General features: G+C 38.3%; 18 protein-coding genes. All 18 read left to right on the top strand.

The genetic code is table 11. The features are described 5' to 3' along the window. Nucleotides 1–60 precede the first annotated feature (60 nt). The 18 genes from HUN04_03960 to HUN04_03875 all read left to right on the top strand — a co-directional run bounded on the left by HUN04_03960 (nucleotide 61) and on the right by HUN04_03875 (nucleotide 18,466). Nucleotides 61–1,314, top strand: a complete 1,254-nt coding sequence (locus HUN04_03960) for an iron-containing alcohol dehydrogenase (GenBank protein WDP88931.1) — start codon at nucleotides 61–63, stop codon at nucleotides 1,312–1,314. 55 nt (nucleotides 1,315–1,369) lie between these two features. Then, nucleotides 1,370–2,089: a hypothetical protein gene (locus tag HUN04_03955; protein WDP88930.1), complete on the top strand. Its 720-nt coding sequence runs from the start codon at nucleotides 1,370–1,372 to the stop codon at nucleotides 2,087–2,089. A 10-nt stretch (nucleotides 2,090–2,099) separates the two neighbouring features. Next, the gene (locus HUN04_03950; protein WDP88929.1) at nucleotides 2,100–2,807 is read left to right on the top strand and encodes a phosphocholine cytidylyltransferase family protein; all 708 of its coding nucleotides are present in this window, start codon (nucleotides 2,100–2,102) and stop codon (nucleotides 2,805–2,807) included. Then, nucleotides 2,804–3,442 carry an HAD family phosphatase gene (locus HUN04_03945; protein ID WDP88928.1) on the top strand — a complete coding sequence of 213 codons (639 nt, stop codon included), beginning with the start codon at nucleotides 2,804–2,806 and terminating at the stop codon, nucleotides 3,440–3,442. Before HUN04_03950 ends, HUN04_03945 begins: the two co-directional genes overlap by 4 nt. A gap of 13 nt (nucleotides 3,443–3,455) precedes the next feature. Further along, nucleotides 3,456–4,109 (top strand): ribulose-phosphate 3-epimerase, encoded by a 654-nt coding sequence (locus HUN04_03940; protein ID WDP88927.1) that lies wholly within the window; start codon nucleotides 3,456–3,458, stop codon nucleotides 4,107–4,109. A 17-nt stretch (nucleotides 4,110–4,126) separates the two neighbouring features. After that, a complete protein-coding gene (gene rpiB / locus HUN04_03935; protein WDP88926.1) occupies nucleotides 4,127–4,576 on the top strand; it encodes a ribose 5-phosphate isomerase B in 450 nt (149 codons plus the stop codon). Between the two features lie 133 nt (nucleotides 4,577–4,709). Then, a complete protein-coding gene (locus HUN04_03930) occupies nucleotides 4,710–5,717 on the top strand; it encodes a class I SAM-dependent methyltransferase (protein ID WDP88925.1) in 1,008 nt (335 codons plus the stop codon). Further along, a complete protein-coding gene (locus HUN04_03925) occupies nucleotides 5,718–6,671 on the top strand; it encodes a hypothetical protein (protein ID WDP88924.1) in 954 nt (317 codons plus the stop codon). Between the two features lie 22 nt (nucleotides 6,672–6,693). Next, on the top strand, nucleotides 6,694–8,016 hold the full coding sequence (locus HUN04_03920) for an O-antigen ligase family protein (GenBank protein WDP88923.1): 1,323 nt from the start codon (nucleotides 6,694–6,696) through the stop codon (nucleotides 8,014–8,016). A 34-nt stretch (nucleotides 8,017–8,050) separates the two neighbouring features. Continuing rightward, complete coding sequence (locus tag HUN04_03915) at nucleotides 8,051–9,406, top strand: oligosaccharide flippase family protein (GenBank protein WDP88922.1); 1,356 nt, start codon at nucleotides 8,051–8,053, stop codon at nucleotides 9,404–9,406. A 3-nt stretch (nucleotides 9,407–9,409) separates the two neighbouring features. Further along, nucleotides 9,410–10,126, top strand: a complete 717-nt coding sequence (locus tag HUN04_03910; protein ID WDP88921.1) for a CDP-alcohol phosphatidyltransferase family protein — start codon at nucleotides 9,410–9,412, stop codon at nucleotides 10,124–10,126. 43 nt (nucleotides 10,127–10,169) lie between these two features. Next, nucleotides 10,170–12,062 (top strand): asparagine synthase (glutamine-hydrolyzing), encoded by a 1,893-nt coding sequence (gene asnB / locus HUN04_03905; GenBank protein ID WDP88920.1) that lies wholly within the window; start codon nucleotides 10,170–10,172, stop codon nucleotides 12,060–12,062. Between the two features lies 1 nt (nucleotide 12,063). Beyond that, nucleotides 12,064–13,161: a glycosyltransferase gene (locus HUN04_03900; GenBank protein WDP88919.1), complete on the top strand. Its 1,098-nt coding sequence runs from the start codon at nucleotides 12,064–12,066 to the stop codon at nucleotides 13,159–13,161. A 27-nt stretch (nucleotides 13,162–13,188) separates the two neighbouring features. After that, the gene (locus HUN04_03895) at nucleotides 13,189–14,229 is read left to right on the top strand and encodes a hypothetical protein (GenBank protein WDP88918.1); all 1,041 of its coding nucleotides are present in this window, start codon (nucleotides 13,189–13,191) and stop codon (nucleotides 14,227–14,229) included. Beyond that, complete coding sequence (locus HUN04_03890) at nucleotides 14,195–14,779, top strand: GNAT family N-acetyltransferase (protein WDP88917.1); 585 nt, start codon at nucleotides 14,195–14,197, stop codon at nucleotides 14,777–14,779. Before HUN04_03895 ends, HUN04_03890 begins: the two co-directional genes overlap by 35 nt. 339 nt (nucleotides 14,780–15,118) lie before the next feature. Beyond that, nucleotides 15,119–15,367: an acyl carrier protein gene (locus tag HUN04_03885; protein ID WDP93151.1), complete on the top strand. Its 249-nt coding sequence runs from the start codon at nucleotides 15,119–15,121 to the stop codon at nucleotides 15,365–15,367. Between the two features lie 41 nt (nucleotides 15,368–15,408). Next, a complete protein-coding gene (locus HUN04_03880) occupies nucleotides 15,409–16,863 on the top strand; it encodes an AMP-binding protein (protein ID WDP88916.1) in 1,455 nt (484 codons plus the stop codon). A gap of 25 nt (nucleotides 16,864–16,888) precedes the next feature. After that, nucleotides 16,889–18,466, top strand: a complete 1,578-nt coding sequence (locus tag HUN04_03875) for an MBOAT family protein (protein ID WDP88915.1) — start codon at nucleotides 16,889–16,891, stop codon at nucleotides 18,464–18,466. The last annotated feature ends 7 nt before the right edge of the window (nucleotides 18,467–18,473 follow it).

Below are 18,473 nucleotides of genomic sequence, written 5' to 3'. Positions count from 1 at the left end.
TAAAAAAAGGTTTAGCTTGAAAGAACGTGAAGTGGACAACCCTAAAAAAGAAAGTTTAGGATGAGAGAGAAATCAAGTAAACAGAACCACTTATATGATTTAGAATCATATCTTTTAAAAGAAAAAAACGGCAGAGGGAAAAAAAGTGATTCGGCATGGGATGGCCAATATCAAAAGGCGTACAATGATACATTTAATACCCCATTCAGCTCAGAAAGCTTTGATCTGTCTGAGAAGCTTTTGCCAAAGGAACTTTTAGCCTATCAAATCGCACCCTTTGTTTCTGCTGGACACAGATTGATCGAATATGTCTGGCCGGTTATTTCAAGAAAATCCCTATTGGTGACAGAAAAAACACCATTTGAGTTTATTGAGCACGGGTTAAGCAAAAGTTCTCTCTATTCTGCAAATATGACACTTAATCTTGATGACGAGTTTAACGGAGAAATTCTGGAGAATGTTATTGATTCAATATTAGATAACAGTCAAATTGATTATATCGTAGGGGTCGGGGGCGGAAGAACAATTGATATCCAAAAGTTTATTGGACTAAAAACCGAGAGACAGACAATTTCGTTTCCCACTAGTTTAGCAACTCATGTGTATGCTTCTCCTAAAATCCACGCGCTTCCAGCAATCAAGCAGCTGGGTTATAAGTTAACGATAGATGGTTCTCCGCCCCATCTTGCTCTGCTTGATTTGGGGGTATTTGATAAGCTTGCGGAAAGTAATTTTCGTTTGATCCGGACCGGGTTAGGCGATATTATGGCATTTTATACCGCCGTATATGACTGGAAGCTTTCGATTTCGCAGTATAATAGACAGCGGAACTATTTTGTTGAAGATTTAACAGCGCGTGTAATACTGTGGCTTGAAACTGTTGACTTGTCTGAGCCGTTTTTGAATTGGGTACGGGAGTATCATCTGGCGCAGGTGGTACTATGCTGCATAACCGATTGGGTTGGTAGTGCGCCCGCGTCTGGCTCTGAGCATTTATTTGCGCTTTGTGCTGAAGAAAAGTGTTCAACTGTTCCTCTTCATGGCGAACTCGTTGCATTGGGCGTTCTGATCATGTCATACATCCAAGGTCAGGATTACCTGAGCATTAAAAAAATGATGCAACGATTGGGCCTTCCTTCATCTTTGGCAAAAATTGGATTGACAAAAGAGCAAGTGATTGCAGGATTGTTGGATTCTCGGGAAAGAGGGCGGCAAAAACAAAGATACACAATACTCGAGCAGATTGATAATAGTAGGCGATTCTTTACAAAAATTATCGATCAGCTATTGCTGGATAAGATTATCGAAGTATAGGGTTTTGGCGCAGTTGTAAATTTAGAATTATTAAATTAAGAAAGTAGGCTTTTGAATGAGACCTGATACGGGATTTGGCAATTTTAGTGTTTTAAATACCTCCTTTGAGTTGCTTGATATTAACGGCACGCCGTGTATAAAAAAAATCATACGACCGAACACTGCGCTGAGTGAAAAAATGGCCGAAATAAAACAACTGACAGATCGTTATATTAAGCAATTGAGGAAGAAGGGAATTCCTTTGCCGGTAGTGGAGGAGTCTTTCAACGAAGGGGATAGGCTCATATATATATGCCATTTTCACGGACCAAATATTCAGCAGAACTTTTCTTTGGACGACTTGATGCAAGGGGACAATGATGTTGTAGAACAGATATCCAAAATAATAAGTTTGGCAGTTCAATCCGGTTTATTCATAGACCCGCATCCTAAGAATTTTGTCTGTGACAAAGAAAACGTGGTCCACTATGTTGATTTTTCTCCTCCATATATTCAAGAGTTTATGGAAATGAGGGAAGCTATGGCAGAAGGTGAAGAATTGGAGATTATCCAGAAGAATTTTTCATATTTTGGGCCGGATTACCTGCCGTTTCATTTTGTTGGTGATTTTTTTAATATTTACCCTGAAATCCCAGAGTCGGTCTTGTCTTTTTTATATGAAACATTATCTAAGAATGTGGCGGTTCGCTGCGAATTCAGGCCCTTCATTGAGCAAGCTAAAAAAGTGAGAGCATTGGAAGACTTGAGACTGGCTAAATCAATTTATCTGATGTGAGTTTGTTAAGATGAAAGCGCTTATACTTGCTGCCGGTCTCGGTAGCAGACTAAATGACTATACAAAAGAGATTCCTAAGGCCTTGGTTAAGGTTGCTGGTAAACCGATTATTGACTATCAGATTACTTCGCTAAAGGCCAATGGAATTAAAGATATCGTTATTGCCACTGGATACCATGGTGGGCTTATCAAAAAATACGTCCAAAAATTTTCTGACTGTCATTTTAAGTTTGTGAATAATCCAGAGTATGATAACTCGAACAGTTCATATTCATTTTGGCTTGCTAGCCATCTGATAGAAGGCGAAGCATATATTCATCTTAATTGCGATATTATAGTTAATGAGGAGACAATTCAGCTCCTCATTAATTGCCACCAGGATAATATTATTGTCATGGATAAGAGCATCCAGCTATCCGATAACATGGAGTTGGTCGCGCTTAATGGTGATCGTATTGTTGAAATGCGTAACACATTGTTTGAAGGTGCTGTCGGAAAGGCGGTTGGGGTTGCAAAACTGTCCCATGGGACTGTGGTGTGGTTAAAGAATAGAATTTTTCAGTATATTGAAAATGGAGACAAGTGTCAAAACTACTACGGGGTTATCCGTCAGGCTGTAAAGGTGCATGATATTCGTGTTATAGAGTATTCGGGGATATTGTTAGAGGTGAATACCGTTTCAGATTTGAAAAAGGCGGAAATGATTTTGTTATCATGAAAGCAGCTCTTTTTGATTTAGATGGTGTATTGATAGACTCTGAGCTTGATCGAATTCAAACTTATAGCAGACTTCTGGAAAATGAATTCGGGCTATCTGTATCTCTGGAGCCCTCCCAGTTTATAGGATGTTCGGAAGAAAAGAATGTGTCCCTCATTTTGGATAAATTGGGGTTGAAAGGAGATGCACAAAAATTAATCAAAGCAAGGAGACAACTGCTGTTGGACGTCGCAGCAAGAGCCCCTTTGATTGACGATTGTGTTTCATTGGCTAAAAAATTAATCGAAAATCAAATATCGGTTGCCATTGCAACGAATTCATATGGTCGGTATGTGGAAATCGTTATAGAACGTTTGGGTTTCCACCAGCAGGCGTTGGTAATGGGCAATCAGGTGTTAAGGCCGAAGCCTGATCCAGAGATTTTTTTGCGTGCAGCCGAGAAACTTGAGGTGGCATCAAGAGAATGTCTGGTTTTTGAAGATAGTCCATCTGGATGCCTTGCCGCTGAATCTGCTGGAATGTCCTGTGTTTTGATTCGGCATCGCTATAACAAAGGGTTTTCGAATAAAAATATAATAGGGCAAATTGATATCGGGTCAAAGGTCCCTGATGCAATTTGGGATTTATTTTCATAATGAAGGTAAAACGATGATTGAATTTTCGCTCTTATGTCTTGAAAAACATAAATTACAAAACAGTCTTCCAAAACTTTTGCCATTGGTGGATTCGGTTCATCTTGATATTATGGATGGAGAGTTTGTACCGGTTGAGGCTTTTTCCACTGAATTTATAAGTGAGTTTCGTACTGATCTGCCCAAACACGTTCATGTAATGAGTTATGATCCTTTGCATTACCTTGATCGACTGCAGAACATAGACAGCTTTACATTTCATTTTGAATCCGTTGATAATCATTCAGACATTATCGATGCTATACATAAAAAAGGGTTTCAGGCAGGGCTTTGTGTTAATCCGGAAACACCTGTATCAAAGATAGCTGAGTATCTCCCCGATGTTGACAGAATTTTATTAATGGCAGTCAATCCCGGATATTCAGGCCAGAAGTACATCCAGTCAACATCTGAGAAAATTATTCGTCTGAGACAGGAAGCCCCTGATTTGGAAATTGTCATTGATGGGGGAATGCATGAGAACACGATAAGGGAGGTGATGACTTTAGGTGCAAACGCCTGTGTCGTTTGCTCAGTCATCGTTCAATCTCCTGACTGGGCTTCTAAAGTCAGTGAACTCAAGGCTGCGGGGGAAATTGGCTATAACAATAATATAATTCTAAATAATTAATTTTAGGTGCTTTTCATATGTCTATTGCAATAGGTTGTGACCATGTAGCTATTGATCTTAAAGAGGCCATTAAAGCCCATTTGTCAGAAAAGGGTATATCGTATAAGGATTTCGGGACGTTTTCTGCTGAACGGATGGATTATCCTGTCGTGGCTGCTGACGTATGCAAATCCATTCAACGTGGAAGTTGCAATCAGGGAATTTTAATATGCGGAACTGGTGTTGGGATGTCCATCGCTGCTAATAAATTTGAAGGTGTTCGTTCTGTTGTATGCTCTGAGCCTTTTTCTGCTAAAGCCTCAAAAGAGCATAACAATACCAATGTGCTGGCATTGGGAGCCAGAGTGGTGGGAGCTGAACTGGCAAAGATGATTGTTGATAGCTGGTTGACTGCTGAATATGAAGGGGGAAGACATCAAGTACGAATCGATCAAATTTATGAGTATGAAAAGATAGGTAAGGTATAGAAAATAAATCAGCAGCGTTATGTATTGTTTCAACTGTTGAATAACTGAAATGCATATTGGGAATTGCGGGAATAAATCCATAGGGCATTAAGCTGAATGGCATCTTATGCCAATTTTTCAGGAAAATATGATATTGGGAAAACAACAAATTGGCATTGACAGTCATGAAATCAAAGAGGTTTGCCTTGTTTGTGGAGGGACCTCATGGGAATTAATTGGTGAGCATCAAGAATTTTCAGGTTCATATATAATTCTGTGTCCAAAATGTAAATTTATGACAACATCCCCATTGCCATCCGAGTTCGATGTTGAACAGCACTACAGAAAGTTTTATAGAGAACAGGAACGTAAAGTTTCATTTTATTATCGTCAATCTCAAAAACTAAGAGCACGGAGTCAATTTAGATTCATTAAGAAATATTTGGATAGACCAATGAGTGGGTTGAGAGTTCTGGAAATTGGTGCCGGAATTGGTTGTCTGTTAAATAACTTTGCTATAAAAGGCGCAAGGGTAAACGGATTTGAACCACGTCAAGAGTTGGCAGATTTTGCTATGCAGAAATTTGACTTGAGCCTCATTGTATCTCCATTTGACCTAAAGAAAGTCGCAGAGAAGCGATATGATATCATTTTATTGTCGCATGTTCTAGAACATATATTGGAATTGCCTGTTTTTATTCAGGGCTTGAAACAGATTATATCAAAAAATGGGTTCCTTTTTATAGAGATTCCCAATGAAAATAAGGTGAAGATTCATAACCGAATCGTTTTTCAATATAAAACGGATTCCCATGTTCATTTTTTCAACCCGACTAATATTAATCGGTTCATGGAGCAATACGCTTTCAAAAGTCAACGTCTTCTAACCGTAGGGGAAGATACGGAAACCATTCAGAGGAACTCCTCAGATCGGCAAAATAATAGTTGGGTTAAAGGCCTGCATCAAGATTTAATTGATTTTCATAGGAAAAGTAAAGGAATATGGCGCAACTTTTCTGCCGCGGTTCTGAAGTGTTTGTCTGGTTTTATATATCTTTCTGTAATATTTCAATTGGTTGCAAATAATCCGAACTTTAAATACTATAATCCATCGGGACGAAAACAGGGTAACTGGATTCGGAGTTTATGGAAACTTCAATAGATGAGAAATCCAAAAGTAATTCTTAAAAAATACATTGAAATGTATCAGAGCCGCCGTGATTTTTCAAAGGTTTCGGCGGTTAAGTTTTTTTGCCATAATCAATCATATAGTCAATTCCCTGAGGCTTTATTTTCAACTGGTACGGGATTGTATTTATGCGGTCAAAGCGCAGTCACGCAATTGTTAGCCGGAGAGTTTTTCGGGATTACAAAAGGCAATGACAAGCAAATCTACATCTACCAGAAGTTGAAGTACTCAGGACGGGTACTTCAACTGAAATTAAATGGAATTAAAATTCCGGAAGTGAAAATCTTCCGACAAAATTTGCCAAGGAATATCCATCAAATCGATTTCATTGATGGAGACTTATGGCTAACAGATCCATCTAACAATTGTATCAGAATCTTTGATGATAAAGGAAAGCCCAAAAAACACATTTATCCTTTAGGTAGGTTGAAAAATGGAAAACAGTCTCCAAACTATGGACACCTAAACTCTGTTTTTTCAACTGGAGATAAAGTATATGTCGTGGCTCACAATTATACCCAATATAGTAACAAAAAAAGTAGCTTACTGATACTGGATAAGCGTTCTCTTGACGTGGTTGAAACCGTTTCAGACATTGGAGTTTGTGCTCACAATACAATTATATACGGTGATTTGTTTCTCCATTGCGATTCAATGCCAGGCCAGCTGATCAATAATAGAGAAATAGTTTTTACAGCGCAGCATTTTACTCGAGGCCTTGCCATGAATCATGAATTTATTCTACTTGGCGGTTCTATGTATGGTTCCAAAGGCGAGAGAATCGGTAAGAATGCTTTTTTGTATTTGCTTGATCTTGATTTTAATCTCAGGTGTCACTGGGAATTCGAAGGTATCGGCCCAATGTTTGATATTCGATTTATAGATACTGATTATGGGGTAAGTAACCAGATATCAAGAAACCTTTAATGTTATTAAGGAAAGCAAAACCTTGGAGGCCTCTGATAAGGCAAAAATGAAAGCTCATTTTGAGAGTTTTGCAATTCTCCTTTTATCTTTTATATTTTTTTTACCTTTGCCATATTTTTCAGATTCGAGCCAGAGAATCATCGAATTTACAATTCTTATGCTGTTAGGCTCTACGATTTATATTTTTAGGAAAGAACCGATTAATAAATGGATTGATAATTCCGGAGTTGTTTACCTTTTATTCATTCTTATCTGTGGTTTCTTTACATGTGTCGAATTACAAAAAATAATGTTCTCTGAAGATGCCTTATTTTTAATACATATATATATAACCACATCTCTCTCGGCTATTGTTTATGTCATTACGTATCGAAATTTTAACTGCAATGATGATTTTAGTATTACTCCGGTGGTTTTAAAGCTGTTTTTTGCTTTTACGATTTTGTTCGCAGCATACACTGCTTGGTATGGTATGACTCTTAGAATTCTTTCTGGAAATTCCATAATGGAATCATACTCTTTTGCAAAGGATTGGGTAGATAGAGGATACGTATGGAATTGGATTGGGGGAACGAGTGAAAATCCACTATTCATATTTGTATTTGTCAGCTTTTGGATAGGATATGTGAAAGCCCAAAAAAGATTTTTTCTTATTTCAGTTTTATTGCTTACTCTCACAATGGGTATTAGTTATATCTGCTATTCAAGAGCCGGCATTATTTTAACTGTCCTATTATTTTTATTTGTATTATTTAGTAAATTAGGTAAAAAGAAAACGTTCCTAAGTCTCGCGGGAACCTTAACAGTCGGGTTTGTGCTAAATTCTGAATATTCTGTTAATTTGGGCGATAGAATATATGAATTTATAAATATGGGGAAAGTTTCGCTATTTTCTGGAAGATCACAATTGATAGCTGAAGGCCTTTTAATTTCATTTCGGGATGGATTTTTGGGGCGAGGATTTCATGCGACCGAATTGGATAAGCCTCTCTTTTTAAATAAAGGATTTTCCAGTTTGGCGGATTTTAATACTCATAATATTTTTATAAATCAAATAATTGAAATCGGTATAATCGGTCTTTTGTTCTTTTTAATTTTTTTTATTATTACCTACCGGAAAGCCAGAATGGTAAAAAAGGTGGGTAAAAATCAGTCCATTAGAGGGGTTGGGAGCGGGTGTCAATACATGGTGATTAGTTTTGCTTTAGTTTGCCCTTTAGTCCCGCATTTGGAAAAGCGGTTATCTGTTTTTGGGATTATAATGATGTTGACTGCTATTGCTAACAAGCTGGCCTCGATAGGTGATCAAGATGCGTCAAGAGGACATACGTTTGGTGAAACATAGACGCTTAGTGCTTTTTCTCATTTTTTAATGACCAATGAGTTTTTTTAAAAAGACAGCACAATTTTTTTCGCTTTCCCTGGTAGCCAGCGCCATTAGTCTCTTGAACAGCATACTTGCCGTACGCATATTAGGGCCCAATCAATACGGGGCCTATGTCATACTTTTTATTTTACCGAATTTGTTCTCATCTTTGGGCTCCTTTGGCTTAGGCCCATCATTAATTTTCCACCTAAACAAGAAAAAGATACCTATGACGCCTCTTTTAGGCGTCGGGGCACTGTTCGGCTTTACAATCGGAATGCTTTACTACTCGGGTTCTGTCTTGTTTATTGATTTTTTTTCGGCATTTGTTTTGAATGATAAGGTCGATCAATCCTTGCTTTGCATTTCCTTACTGTCCGTGCCATTTATTTTAATGCAAAATAATTTGCTGTCTCTTGTTCAGGGAACCTACCGAATGAGTGCATATGGTATTCTATCTGAAATTTTTCCAGCATCGGTTCGTTTTATTCTAATCATTATATTGTTATATTGCTTTGACGGGAATATTCTTTCTATGGTTTGTTTGACTATCGCGACCCATATGCTTTCAACGGCTTCATGCATTGGTTTTTTATTAAAATCTATAGAAGGGGGGCTGAGTATCAGAGCACTGTTGCCGAACTGGGAAATATGCAGAAGCCTTTTTTCATTTGGTGGTAAAGGGTATATGGGCGCCGTTATTCAAAAAGCCAACCAAAGTGTTGTGAAGCTCATTTTAACTTCATTTTTTTCAGTTGATGTCGTCGGTTGTTATGCGCTTGCCGAGAATTTTGCCAATTATTCCGCCATGCTAATCAGAAAGATTACAATCTCTTTTATGCCAAAAGTATCTATGAGCACTGAAGGCGAAGTAAAAAACTTCTTACCACTACTAATCAGCAGTACTACCATCTATATGATCATAACTGGTTCTGCTTGTGCCACTCTTGTTACGCCGTTTGTAAATTTAATGTATGGTGAAGCCTTTGCTTCTGTTATACCTTTGACTTGGGTGCTTTTACCCGGAGCAATGTTTCTGTCCTATATTCGTATCTGTAATGTAACCTTTACACATACGGGCAGACCATTGATCAAGACATTCATTCGGTCAATTGGGTTCGTGATAAATTTACTATTAATATTGGTTTTTATTCATTCTCAGGGTGTGTCAGGGGTGGCTCTGGCTTATTCTACATCTAATTTTGCTATGGCGGTAATGGCCACATTGTTATTAAAATATTATTTTGAACTATCGCCGTATCAATTGTTTATCATTAAACAGGAGACCATTTTACTGATCGGAAATAACATGAAGGCTTTATTCTTTAAATTGAGGCAGACGGTTCAACGAAATATAATCAGGAAATAAGTTATGGAAAAAAAACATGGTCAATGGATAAAGGCATTTTATCGTCGTGTTAGTTATTATCTATGTCTCGTTTTGATAAAAACCCCGATACGCCCAAATCACCTTACCGCATCCCGCCTTTTATGGATAATCATAGCCGGCTCGCTAATCCAATTTAATGAGTATCGTTATGATTTGTTGGCTTCGTTTATGATTTTCTTGTTTTCAGTATTGGATGCAGCCGATGGTACGCTTGCCAGAATGAAAAATGATTTGTCCCTTTGGGGGACTTGGCTGGACAATCAGATAGACCGAATAGGGTTTGTAATTCTTTATGTTGCAGTTGGTTTCCGACTGGGATTGGAATATGAGAATAGTTTCTGGGTTTTGTTTCCACTTGTTGTTCTTTTGATGGCCTGGGTGCGCGTTCTAATGTGCGGGGATGCCCATTTATACGAAAAATTCGTTCAATTGAGAGGTCTTCTTGAAGGGCCAAATGTACCGCCTGAATCTGTAGCTAATGTTGAAGGGAAGGGTGCCAAAAAATACCAAACTATAATGTCTCAAATAAAAATGCAGATTGCACCTCATACCCACAACCTGGCCTTGTATGTAATTGTAGGATTAGTGTTGAAACAGCTGGTTCTAATGATCGTGTTTACGGCTATACTGACGTTTGCATGGTGGGGGATTTTAAATTATCGAGTCTGGCGAAAAGCAAGTATGATAGACAGAAAATAGGGTATTACATGGGTGTTCAATATATGGGGCGGTTTTAGTAGTCATGTGTGGGGTTTTTGGACTCGCGAGGTTTGACGGTCAAGGAATTGAAAAGGCCTGGATGGCTCGAATGGGGCTATTATTGTCTCATCGGGGGCCGGATGCAGAAGGGTTTTTCTTTCATCCCGAATCAGATCAGTCGGCCAAGGTGAATGTTGCATTCGGGCACGAACGTCTTTCCATCTTGGACCTTTCGTCTAAGTCAAATCAGCCTTTTATCGACCGCAGTAACGACTTGGTGCTTGTCTATAATGGAGAGGTCTATAATTTCAAAGAGATACGCCAATTATTAAAAGCCAAAGGATATCTGTTCAATTCTGAAGGGGACACCGAGGTCGTTATGGCGGCTTATAAGGAATGGGGGATTCATGCCGCCAAATACCTTGACGGTATGTTTGCCTTTGCCATATGGGATAAAAGGCGTTCACAAATTGTCGTTAGCAGGGATTCAATTGGTATAAAACCCCTTTACTATTTTGAGGGAAATAATTCCTTTGCCTTCTCTTCCGAGTTGAAGGCACTTCTTAGCCTTCCAATGGTTGAACGGAAAATTAATTCGGCAGCACTGGCAGATTATTTGTCCCTTAGATATATTCCGGCACCTCATTCTATTGTATCAAATGTTCACAAGCTTGAGCCAGGGCATACCCTGGTCGTGTCAACGGAAACGGGACGGTCCATAAAGGAAAAGCACTGGAACGTACCCTTCTCTCAAGATCAGCGGGACATAGCTTTCAACGAAGCCGATGCCGCTGAAAGGTTTGATGAATTATTTAACAAAGTGGTAAAAGAGCAATTGGTGTCAGACGTATCCGTTGGTTGTTTTCTAAGCGGAGGGCTTGACTCTTCATTAGTAGCAGCTGTGGCAAGGAAGCATTACGGACCAGAGCTGAAAACTTTTACTATTGGTTTTTCTGAGCCGGAATTTAACGAAGCTGTTTTTGCTAGAAAGATTGCAAAACAACTCGGAACCAGCCACCATGAACATTATGTCGAAGGGAATGACATGGTTGATTTGGTTCAAAGCCTTTATTCGGTGTATGATGAGCCATTCGGAGATGCCTCGGCAATACCATCCATTGTTTTGACAAGGTATGCAGGAGCCCACCTAAAAGTATGTCTTTCCGGAGATGGGGGAGATGAATTGTTTCATGGATATCAATGGTATAAACAGTTCGATCGGCTGGCTAATATATTCAGAGCGCCCCTTGGTATCAGGAAGCTCTTTTTTAAAACCATTTTTCGAAAGAGGTATGAGAACACTATCATTGAAGGCGTATTGGAAAGAAAGTTTTCTGAAGCAGTAAAATACAATTGCCTTTTTAGTCCAGTGATGCGTAAAAACTTGATCGGCACATCAGTGGGAAGTTATTCTGGCCTTGTGGATGGGATTTTCAATGACAAACCTGGAAGTCGAGACGAGATGTACCATAATATCTTCAAATTAGGTCTGCTTTCATGGTTGCCTGGGGATTTTTTGGTCAAGGTGGACCGGGCTTCAATGGCAGAAGGGCTTGAGGTAAGGGTTCCCATGCTTGACCGGAGGCTTGTCGAGTTCGCTGCAAATCTACCGTTAAAGGCCAATCGTCCTGGTGACCAGGGTAAGTTACTTGTAAAAAAAGCATTGAGTCGATACCTGCCGCAAAATCTTTATGATCGTCCCAAGAAAGGCTTTTCAATCCCTTTGACAAAGTGGCTTGCTGATAACCTTTTTGAGATGGTTTCAGATCTTCTTTCTAAGAGAAGTGTGGAAACATACGGTATCCTTAACCCGAAAGCGGTACAAGGGCATTTAGATGCGTTTTGTAGATTTCCTGAAAAAGAGGCCACACGAATATGGCTTCTGTTAAATCTCCAATTATGGTGTGAAAATAATCTAAAACAATCTTCTGTTTAAAATGACGAAATCAAAAAAAAAACGAATCAAAGTGGCTTATGTGATTCACAGTCTTTCTAGAATGGGAGGCTCTGAAAGGCATTTGCAATACCTTTTGAACGGGTTAGAGAAAAATGTTGAGGGCATCGTCTTTTGCTTGTTTGATTCTGGGCTGGCGGATAAATTCGCTAAGCAAGGATACGAGGTGGTCTGCTTGAATCTTTCCCATATTGGATTGAAAGCATTGTGGAAAGTCTATAAAGCCATAGTTGCAAGAAATGTTCAGATTGTGCATGCATACGGGATAATATCTTCTTTTATTGTTTTACCAGGCGTCTGGAAACTCAGGTGCCCATTTATTTCGGCACGCCGAGAACTCGGCCAATGGAGAAAAATCCGTCATCTCGGTATTTCGTACATAGTAAATTTTTTTTCTACAATAATTACAGTAAATTCCCCAGCCGTTAGGGACATTACTGAGAATGAGTATTTTTCAAACGGAAAAGTTAAGCTGATTCGAAATGGTGTAAACCTTGATGAGGTCGTCAAAAATATTGATCTTGAATGTGGTTTTAAAAACGATGAAAATCCTGTAATGATAAGTGTTGCTAATTGCAGGCCGGTAAAGAATTTAGGGCTGCTGATAGATGCTATCGAGAAGGTCGTTAAAGCATATCCAAATGTAAGATGCTGGGTAATCGGAGATGGGCCAGAGCGTATGGATTTGGAAAGAAAATCCCATACCAAGGGATTGGAGAAAAATATACAATTCTATGGGCAGCAGGAGAATGTTAAAAAATTTTTAGTTCAGGGAGACCTGTTTGTATTGACCTCCATTGCTGAGGGGTCACCTAACAGCATTTTAGAAGCAATGCAGGTAGGATTGCCTGTAGTCGCTACGAATGTTGGCGGTATTCAGGATATTGTAGTAGATGGAGTCTCCGGCCTATTGATAAAGGATTTTAGTGCCGATGCACTATCACAAAAAATCTGCCAGCTTCTTGGCAATAAATATTTGAGGGCTCAATATGCCCAAAAAAGTATTTGTATTTTAAAACAAAAATTTTCACTTGAACGTCTATATAATGAACAAATAGCAATTTATCGGTCACTTATTTAAGAAACTAATTACGGGTCGTTTGTTATAATGAAAGAAAAAAGATCATTTTTTTATGCTTGGGCTTTTTCCCTGTTTTTTTGTCTCAGTTCAATATTTTTACTAAATTGGGCTGTTGATCCACTATGGTATTGTGGTGGAAATAAAATTGGAGATCACAATTATGGCTTTGATGAACGTATTGCAAAAACAAACTTGTTACTGACAAAGCTTGATAAGGTTGATGCAATCATATTTGGGAGTTCTGTCACAACTGTACTAAATCCAAATCTGATAAAGGGCTATAATTGTTTTAATCTGTCCTTTAGTGCCGGCCAGATTGAGGAGTTTTTAGCGTTTGCAAAATATCTAAAGAAAAGAGGGTTGAATCCAAAAAAAATATTTGTTGAGGTGAATTTTAGTTTCGCAAAACCCAATAAAACCTCCATCCCAGAGTTTATTCTAAAAGATCAGAATCCTCCTGGATTGGTATCTTCATATTTATCTTTTGATGCTTTGATGTTCTCCATTAAGACCCTTATGGGGTTGAGTCCTTTGTCAACCGTGTATGACAGTAATTTTGTAGGCTATGTTCCCTCGGAGCCCTATACGTACAATCCGCCGGCGGATTATATCTACAAGGGCGCCAAACAATTGGATCCGAAAAGGGTTAAACTGCTCAAGGAAATGCGTGAGCTTTTTCCCGAGGCCGCTTCCCTTGCGTATGTACACCCAATATCAATATGGCATGTCGGGCGGTATTATATGGCTGGAATTTTGGATGATTACCTAAACCTGGTTGCCTCACTTAACACGATATTTGATGAAGTCTATGATTTTAGTGTTCCTTCAGATTTTACATATGACACAGACAACACGTGGGACGGGGCTCATTATTACCCAAGGATATATGATAAGGTGGCTGAAAGATTTAATGCTGAGCGAAAAGATTTTGGAATAGATGTTTCGATTGCTGGATATAGGGAAAAATACTACGAGAGTTTGAAACTCTATCTTGAAAAGATAGGTGTCACTCAATTTGCAAGAGGTCAGGAATATGCAGAAAACTATTCATATAGCCAAAATCGATAGCACAACAAGCGATTCTATAAAGAACATAGCAACTGAGTTAATCATTAAAGCCTTGCCTGAATTTTATGATATGGTGCCTTTGAAAACAGAAAAATTGCAGAAAGCCGTGAAGGTTCTTCTTGGTCTGCCCGGTTCGGAGTTTGAGCACTCTTTTATTGCCATGAATAATGGTCAAGTTATCGGAGTGGTAGCCGGTATCCTCTCTGACAAATTACCTTTTGCATATGCTGTTTCATCAAAAGCCATGTTAGATTATATTGAGGAGGATGATAAGGCTCATTTTTTAGAAATGCTCAAGAGTTATTCAGAAAAGGTCCCCCCTGTTCCATCTCAAACCCTCTATCTTTCAAGGGTTGGTGTAAAACGAGAGTGGCAAAGAAAAGGCATCGGTTCGCTGTTAATTGAAAAATTTGGAAAAGTAAATGATAGGCTTAGCATTTCTTTGCATGTTCATCGTGCTAATATAAGGGCTATAGATTTTTATAAAAAAGAAAAATTTTTGATGGCCGAAAACAGTGGAAATGAGTTCTTTGTTTATTTAAAAAAATGACGATAAATGGGACGGGAGTCAGAGTTTTGGTGGCGAATAGTGAGAATGAACTTGTGCGTATTGATAGCTCGAAGAGGTGGACCAAAGTTTCATTTCGTCCTGATAATGTATGGGTAAGGTTTTTTTACGGGTGAAGGTATGGCGTGAAACCGATGGAAAAGGGGCAGAAGGTTTGCATGATGCTGAATTATTGAGGAGTATTAACGAAGTGTCTACAACAAAGTAAGCTATTTAGTGCTTTTAAGCGTTGGGTGGATGGTGAATACGTAATCTTGAGGAACTCTTATCATTTTGCATATAGAGTAGATGCATTATGATAAAGTATACAATATGAGGTCTATTATGAAAGAAAAAGTAAGACAAAAATTAACACCAATATTTAGAGACATTTTTGGTGATAACGCGTTAGAGGTCCGAGACGAGATGACTTCAGATGATGTCTACAAGTGGGATTCTTTAACCCACTTAAATTTGATTCTGGAAATAGAAAAGGCGTTTGATATAAAATTTGCTTTAGGAGAATTACAGGAAATGAATAATGTTTCTGCCTTAATCGATATGATCATAGACAAGGGTGGCAAGTTTTAGCAAAGAGTATACAATTCTATAGTCCAATGTGAGAGGTGCTTATGCTAATTAGAGAAAAAATCCATTCGTTTTTCGCTAACTACAACAAGGTTGTTGATACGCAGGGTAATTCCATTGACCGAAACGTGTTCTTATCTGAGTACAATAGAATCAAGACATATTTGTTTCAAACCTACAGTACAGATGATATTGTCGGTTTATATTTAAAGAAAGATCACAGATACCTCCTCACGATTCTGGCATGTATGGACCTGGGGTTGACTTATGTACCAATGCGTAAAAGTTGGCCAAAAGAACGTGTAAATCAAATTAATGAAATTTGCGGACTATCTGCCGTATTAGAAGATGATTTTTTCTCTTGCTTGCCCATCTCCACAACGGAAAATATAGAAGGGTTTGCCGTTTCTCCGGAAAAGAGTCTTTATATAATGTTCACTTCGGGATCAACCGGTGAACCTAAAGGTGTGAAAATTCAGCGTAAAGCATATGAAAATTTTTTATTTTGGCTTGATTCTTTTTTCGAACAGATCACTGAAAAAGATCGTTTGCTGAATTCTACGGACTATACATTTGATGTGTCATTGGTTGATGTCGGGTTATTGATTCTAAAGAACGTTAATTTTGTACTATCCAATTTTACAGATAACATTTTTGTTCTTTTAGGAGAGTTGGATAAATATGAAATAACAACCCTTGCAACCGTTCCGAACAATTTAATGATGATTCTACAGCAAGGTATCTTTGAGAAAGCAGATTTGTCCAATCTAAACAATATTCTCATAGCCGGCTCAAGATTTCCTGTTAAGCTCTATGAACAGATGGTGCATCATTTCCCCGACGCGAATTTATACAATTGTTATGGCCCTACAGAGGCGACCATATATTGCGTAGTTAAGGAGTTGGTTAAGGACAACTCTGAGGATATACGCCATTCTACGGTTTCAATCGGTAAACCCATTCTTAATACCCACATCAAGTTGATTAATGAAGAAGGACTTGAAACAACTCCATATGAGAAGGGTGAAATGCTTGTGGGGGGCAATCAATTAATGGCTGGATATGTCAATCGGTCGTCATTAACCAATAAAGCTCTGGTGGAAATTGATGGTTCTATGTTTTACAGGACTGGCGATTTGGTTTTTAGAGATGAAAATAGTTTTTTATACATGGTGGGGCGAATAGATGACACCATTAAAACCGCTGGTCACAGAGTCAATTTGCTTGATGTTGATTCTTACATTCAAAAGATAGATTTTGTTAAATCTTGTGTGACGGTTGCTATACCTCATGAAATAAAAGAGAACCTGCTCGTCACATTTGTTATACTCTCACCACAGGGGGCTTTATCGATGCTTAGAGAAGCGATTGAGGCGATATTACCAACCCACCAACAACCCTACCATTTGGAGATCGTGAAAGAATTTCCATTGAACAATTCTGGAAAGATTTCAAGTCTGGCTCTTAAAGAGCTTTATTTAAGCAAATACGCTGATTAGTTTTTAAAGGTATTAGTTCATAATCATGTTGTTCAATTCACTACCCTTTATATTGGGCTTTCTTCCTATTACGTTATTGGTCTATCTTTTTATTAACAAGTATTATGTTTCAGCAAAGATATACTGGTTAATTGCAGCCTCATTGTTTTTTTATTCTTGGTGGAAAGCTGAATATATTTTTATAATCATATCATCTATTATTATAAATTATATTCTATCATATTATATTAGCTTCCAAAAAGAGAAGGCAAAGCAATCAAAAATCTGTTTTTTAATTGGTATTATTTTTAACCTCGTTTTGCTTGGGTATTATAAGTATTCAGACTTTGCAATTGGGAACATTAACCGCATTTTGGGTCTAAATATCGACTACCTGGAATTAGCCCTCCCATTGGCTATCAGTTTTTTCACCATTCAGCAGATTGCATACCTGGTTGATTCATACGAAGGGTTGATTGAATTACCGGATTTCCATGAATACTGTCTTTTTGTTTGTTTTTTTCCCCAACTTTTAGCTGGCCCTATTGTTCACATTAATGAAATGCTTCCCCAGATTAAAGCTGTGGTTAATAAAGATATCAATCTTCGGTATTTTTTTGTCGGGATTATGATTTTTACTATGGGCTTATTTAAAAAATCAATCCTTGCAGACTCGATATCGATATATGCAGATACGGTTTTTGAAGCCGCACGTATGGGAAATGAAATTATTAGTCTTTTTGAAGCTTGGGGTGGTGCCTTTGCGTATTCGTTTCAATTGTACTTTGATTTTTCGGGGTATTCAGATATGGCCATAGGTTTAGGGCTATTGTTTGGTATCGTCCTGCCAGTGAATTTTAACAGTCCTTTTAAATCTCAAAATATCATTCAATTTTGGCAGAGATGGCATATTACATTATCTAAATTTATTACGACATACTTGTACACGCCTTTTTTAAAATTGTTTCCGAGAATAAGCTTTTCTAAAGCTATGATAGCCACATTTTGGGCATTCTTGATTGCCGGTGTTTGGCATGGTGCTGCATGGAAGTATATTTGCTTTGGTGTTCTCCACGGCAGCTATTTAGTGATTAATCACACATGGCACCATTTCATTAGAAAGCCTTCTTCAAAGTTTGGATCCTCGCACTTTGATGCAGGAAGGTTGGCTGGCATTGGACTGACGTTTGTATGCGTTGTTATTTCTTTTGTGATTTTTCGGGCGCATGATATGTCCTCAGCCATGAAAATATTTCAGGGTATGGCGGGTTTTAACGGAGCCCATTTACCTGACTACTATTTTTATAGTTTTAGGTGGTTAGGACCTGTTATGAGGGAAGGTGGTGTGCTCTTTGACAAAGCCCCTCTTTTTCTTGGTGTTTCCGAGGTAACATGGATTCTTACCTCCTTTTTTATATGTTTTTTAATGCCGAATTCATTGGCTATTGCACAGACTCTTGTACCGCCCCTCGGAGGTAAAACGATGAAACTTGACCGGCCACTTTTGTTCCCTTTTGTTAGACTGGAGTTGAACTGGCAATGGGGTATAATGGGCGGAAGTCTATTTGCTTTGGCACTTCTTAGTCTTACAAAGGTTAACGAGTTTATCTATTTCCAATTTTAGATCGTTA

Origin of the sequence: Desulfobacter sp. (genome assembly GCA_028768525.1) — a bacterium.
GTDB lineage: Bacteria > Desulfobacterota > Desulfobacteria > Desulfobacterales > Desulfobacteraceae > Desulfobacter.
Note: the sequence above shows the minus strand (reverse complement) of the source record. Positions and strands in the feature narration are given on the sequence as shown.

Excerpts from the sequence above, each read along its gene's own strand:
- HUN04_03960 (WDP88931.1), top strand. The coding sequence starts at position 61 with ATGAGAGAGAAATCAAGTAAACAGAACCACTTATATGATTTAGAATCA.
- HUN04_03955 (WDP88930.1), top strand. The coding sequence starts at position 1,370 with ATGAGACCTGATACGGGATTTGGCAATTTTAGTGTTTTAAATACCTCC.
- HUN04_03950 (WDP88929.1), top strand. The coding sequence starts at position 2,100 with ATGAAAGCGCTTATACTTGCTGCCGGTCTCGGTAGCAGACTAAATGAC.
- HUN04_03945 (WDP88928.1), top strand. The coding sequence starts at position 2,804 with ATGAAAGCAGCTCTTTTTGATTTAGATGGTGTATTGATAGACTCTGAG.
- HUN04_03940 (WDP88927.1), top strand. The coding sequence starts at position 3,456 with ATGATTGAATTTTCGCTCTTATGTCTTGAAAAACATAAATTACAAAAC.
- rpiB (WDP88926.1), top strand. The coding sequence starts at position 4,127 with ATGTCTATTGCAATAGGTTGTGACCATGTAGCTATTGATCTTAAAGAG.
- HUN04_03925 (WDP88924.1), top strand. The coding sequence starts at position 5,718 with ATGAGAAATCCAAAAGTAATTCTTAAAAAATACATTGAAATGTATCAG.
- HUN04_03915 (WDP88922.1), top strand. The coding sequence starts at position 8,051 with ATGAGTTTTTTTAAAAAGACAGCACAATTTTTTTCGCTTTCCCTGGTA.
- HUN04_03910 (WDP88921.1), top strand. The coding sequence starts at position 9,410 with ATGGAAAAAAAACATGGTCAATGGATAAAGGCATTTTATCGTCGTGTT.
- asnB (WDP88920.1), top strand. The coding sequence starts at position 10,170 with ATGTGTGGGGTTTTTGGACTCGCGAGGTTTGACGGTCAAGGAATTGAA.
- HUN04_03900 (WDP88919.1), top strand. The coding sequence starts at position 12,064 with ATGACGAAATCAAAAAAAAAACGAATCAAAGTGGCTTATGTGATTCAC.
- HUN04_03895 (WDP88918.1), top strand. The coding sequence starts at position 13,189 with ATGAAAGAAAAAAGATCATTTTTTTATGCTTGGGCTTTTTCCCTGTTT.
- HUN04_03890 (WDP88917.1), top strand. The coding sequence starts at position 14,195 with ATGCAGAAAACTATTCATATAGCCAAAATCGATAGCACAACAAGCGAT.
- HUN04_03880 (WDP88916.1), top strand. The coding sequence starts at position 15,409 with ATGCTAATTAGAGAAAAAATCCATTCGTTTTTCGCTAACTACAACAAG.
- HUN04_03875 (WDP88915.1), top strand. The coding sequence starts at position 16,889 with ATGTTGTTCAATTCACTACCCTTTATATTGGGCTTTCTTCCTATTACG.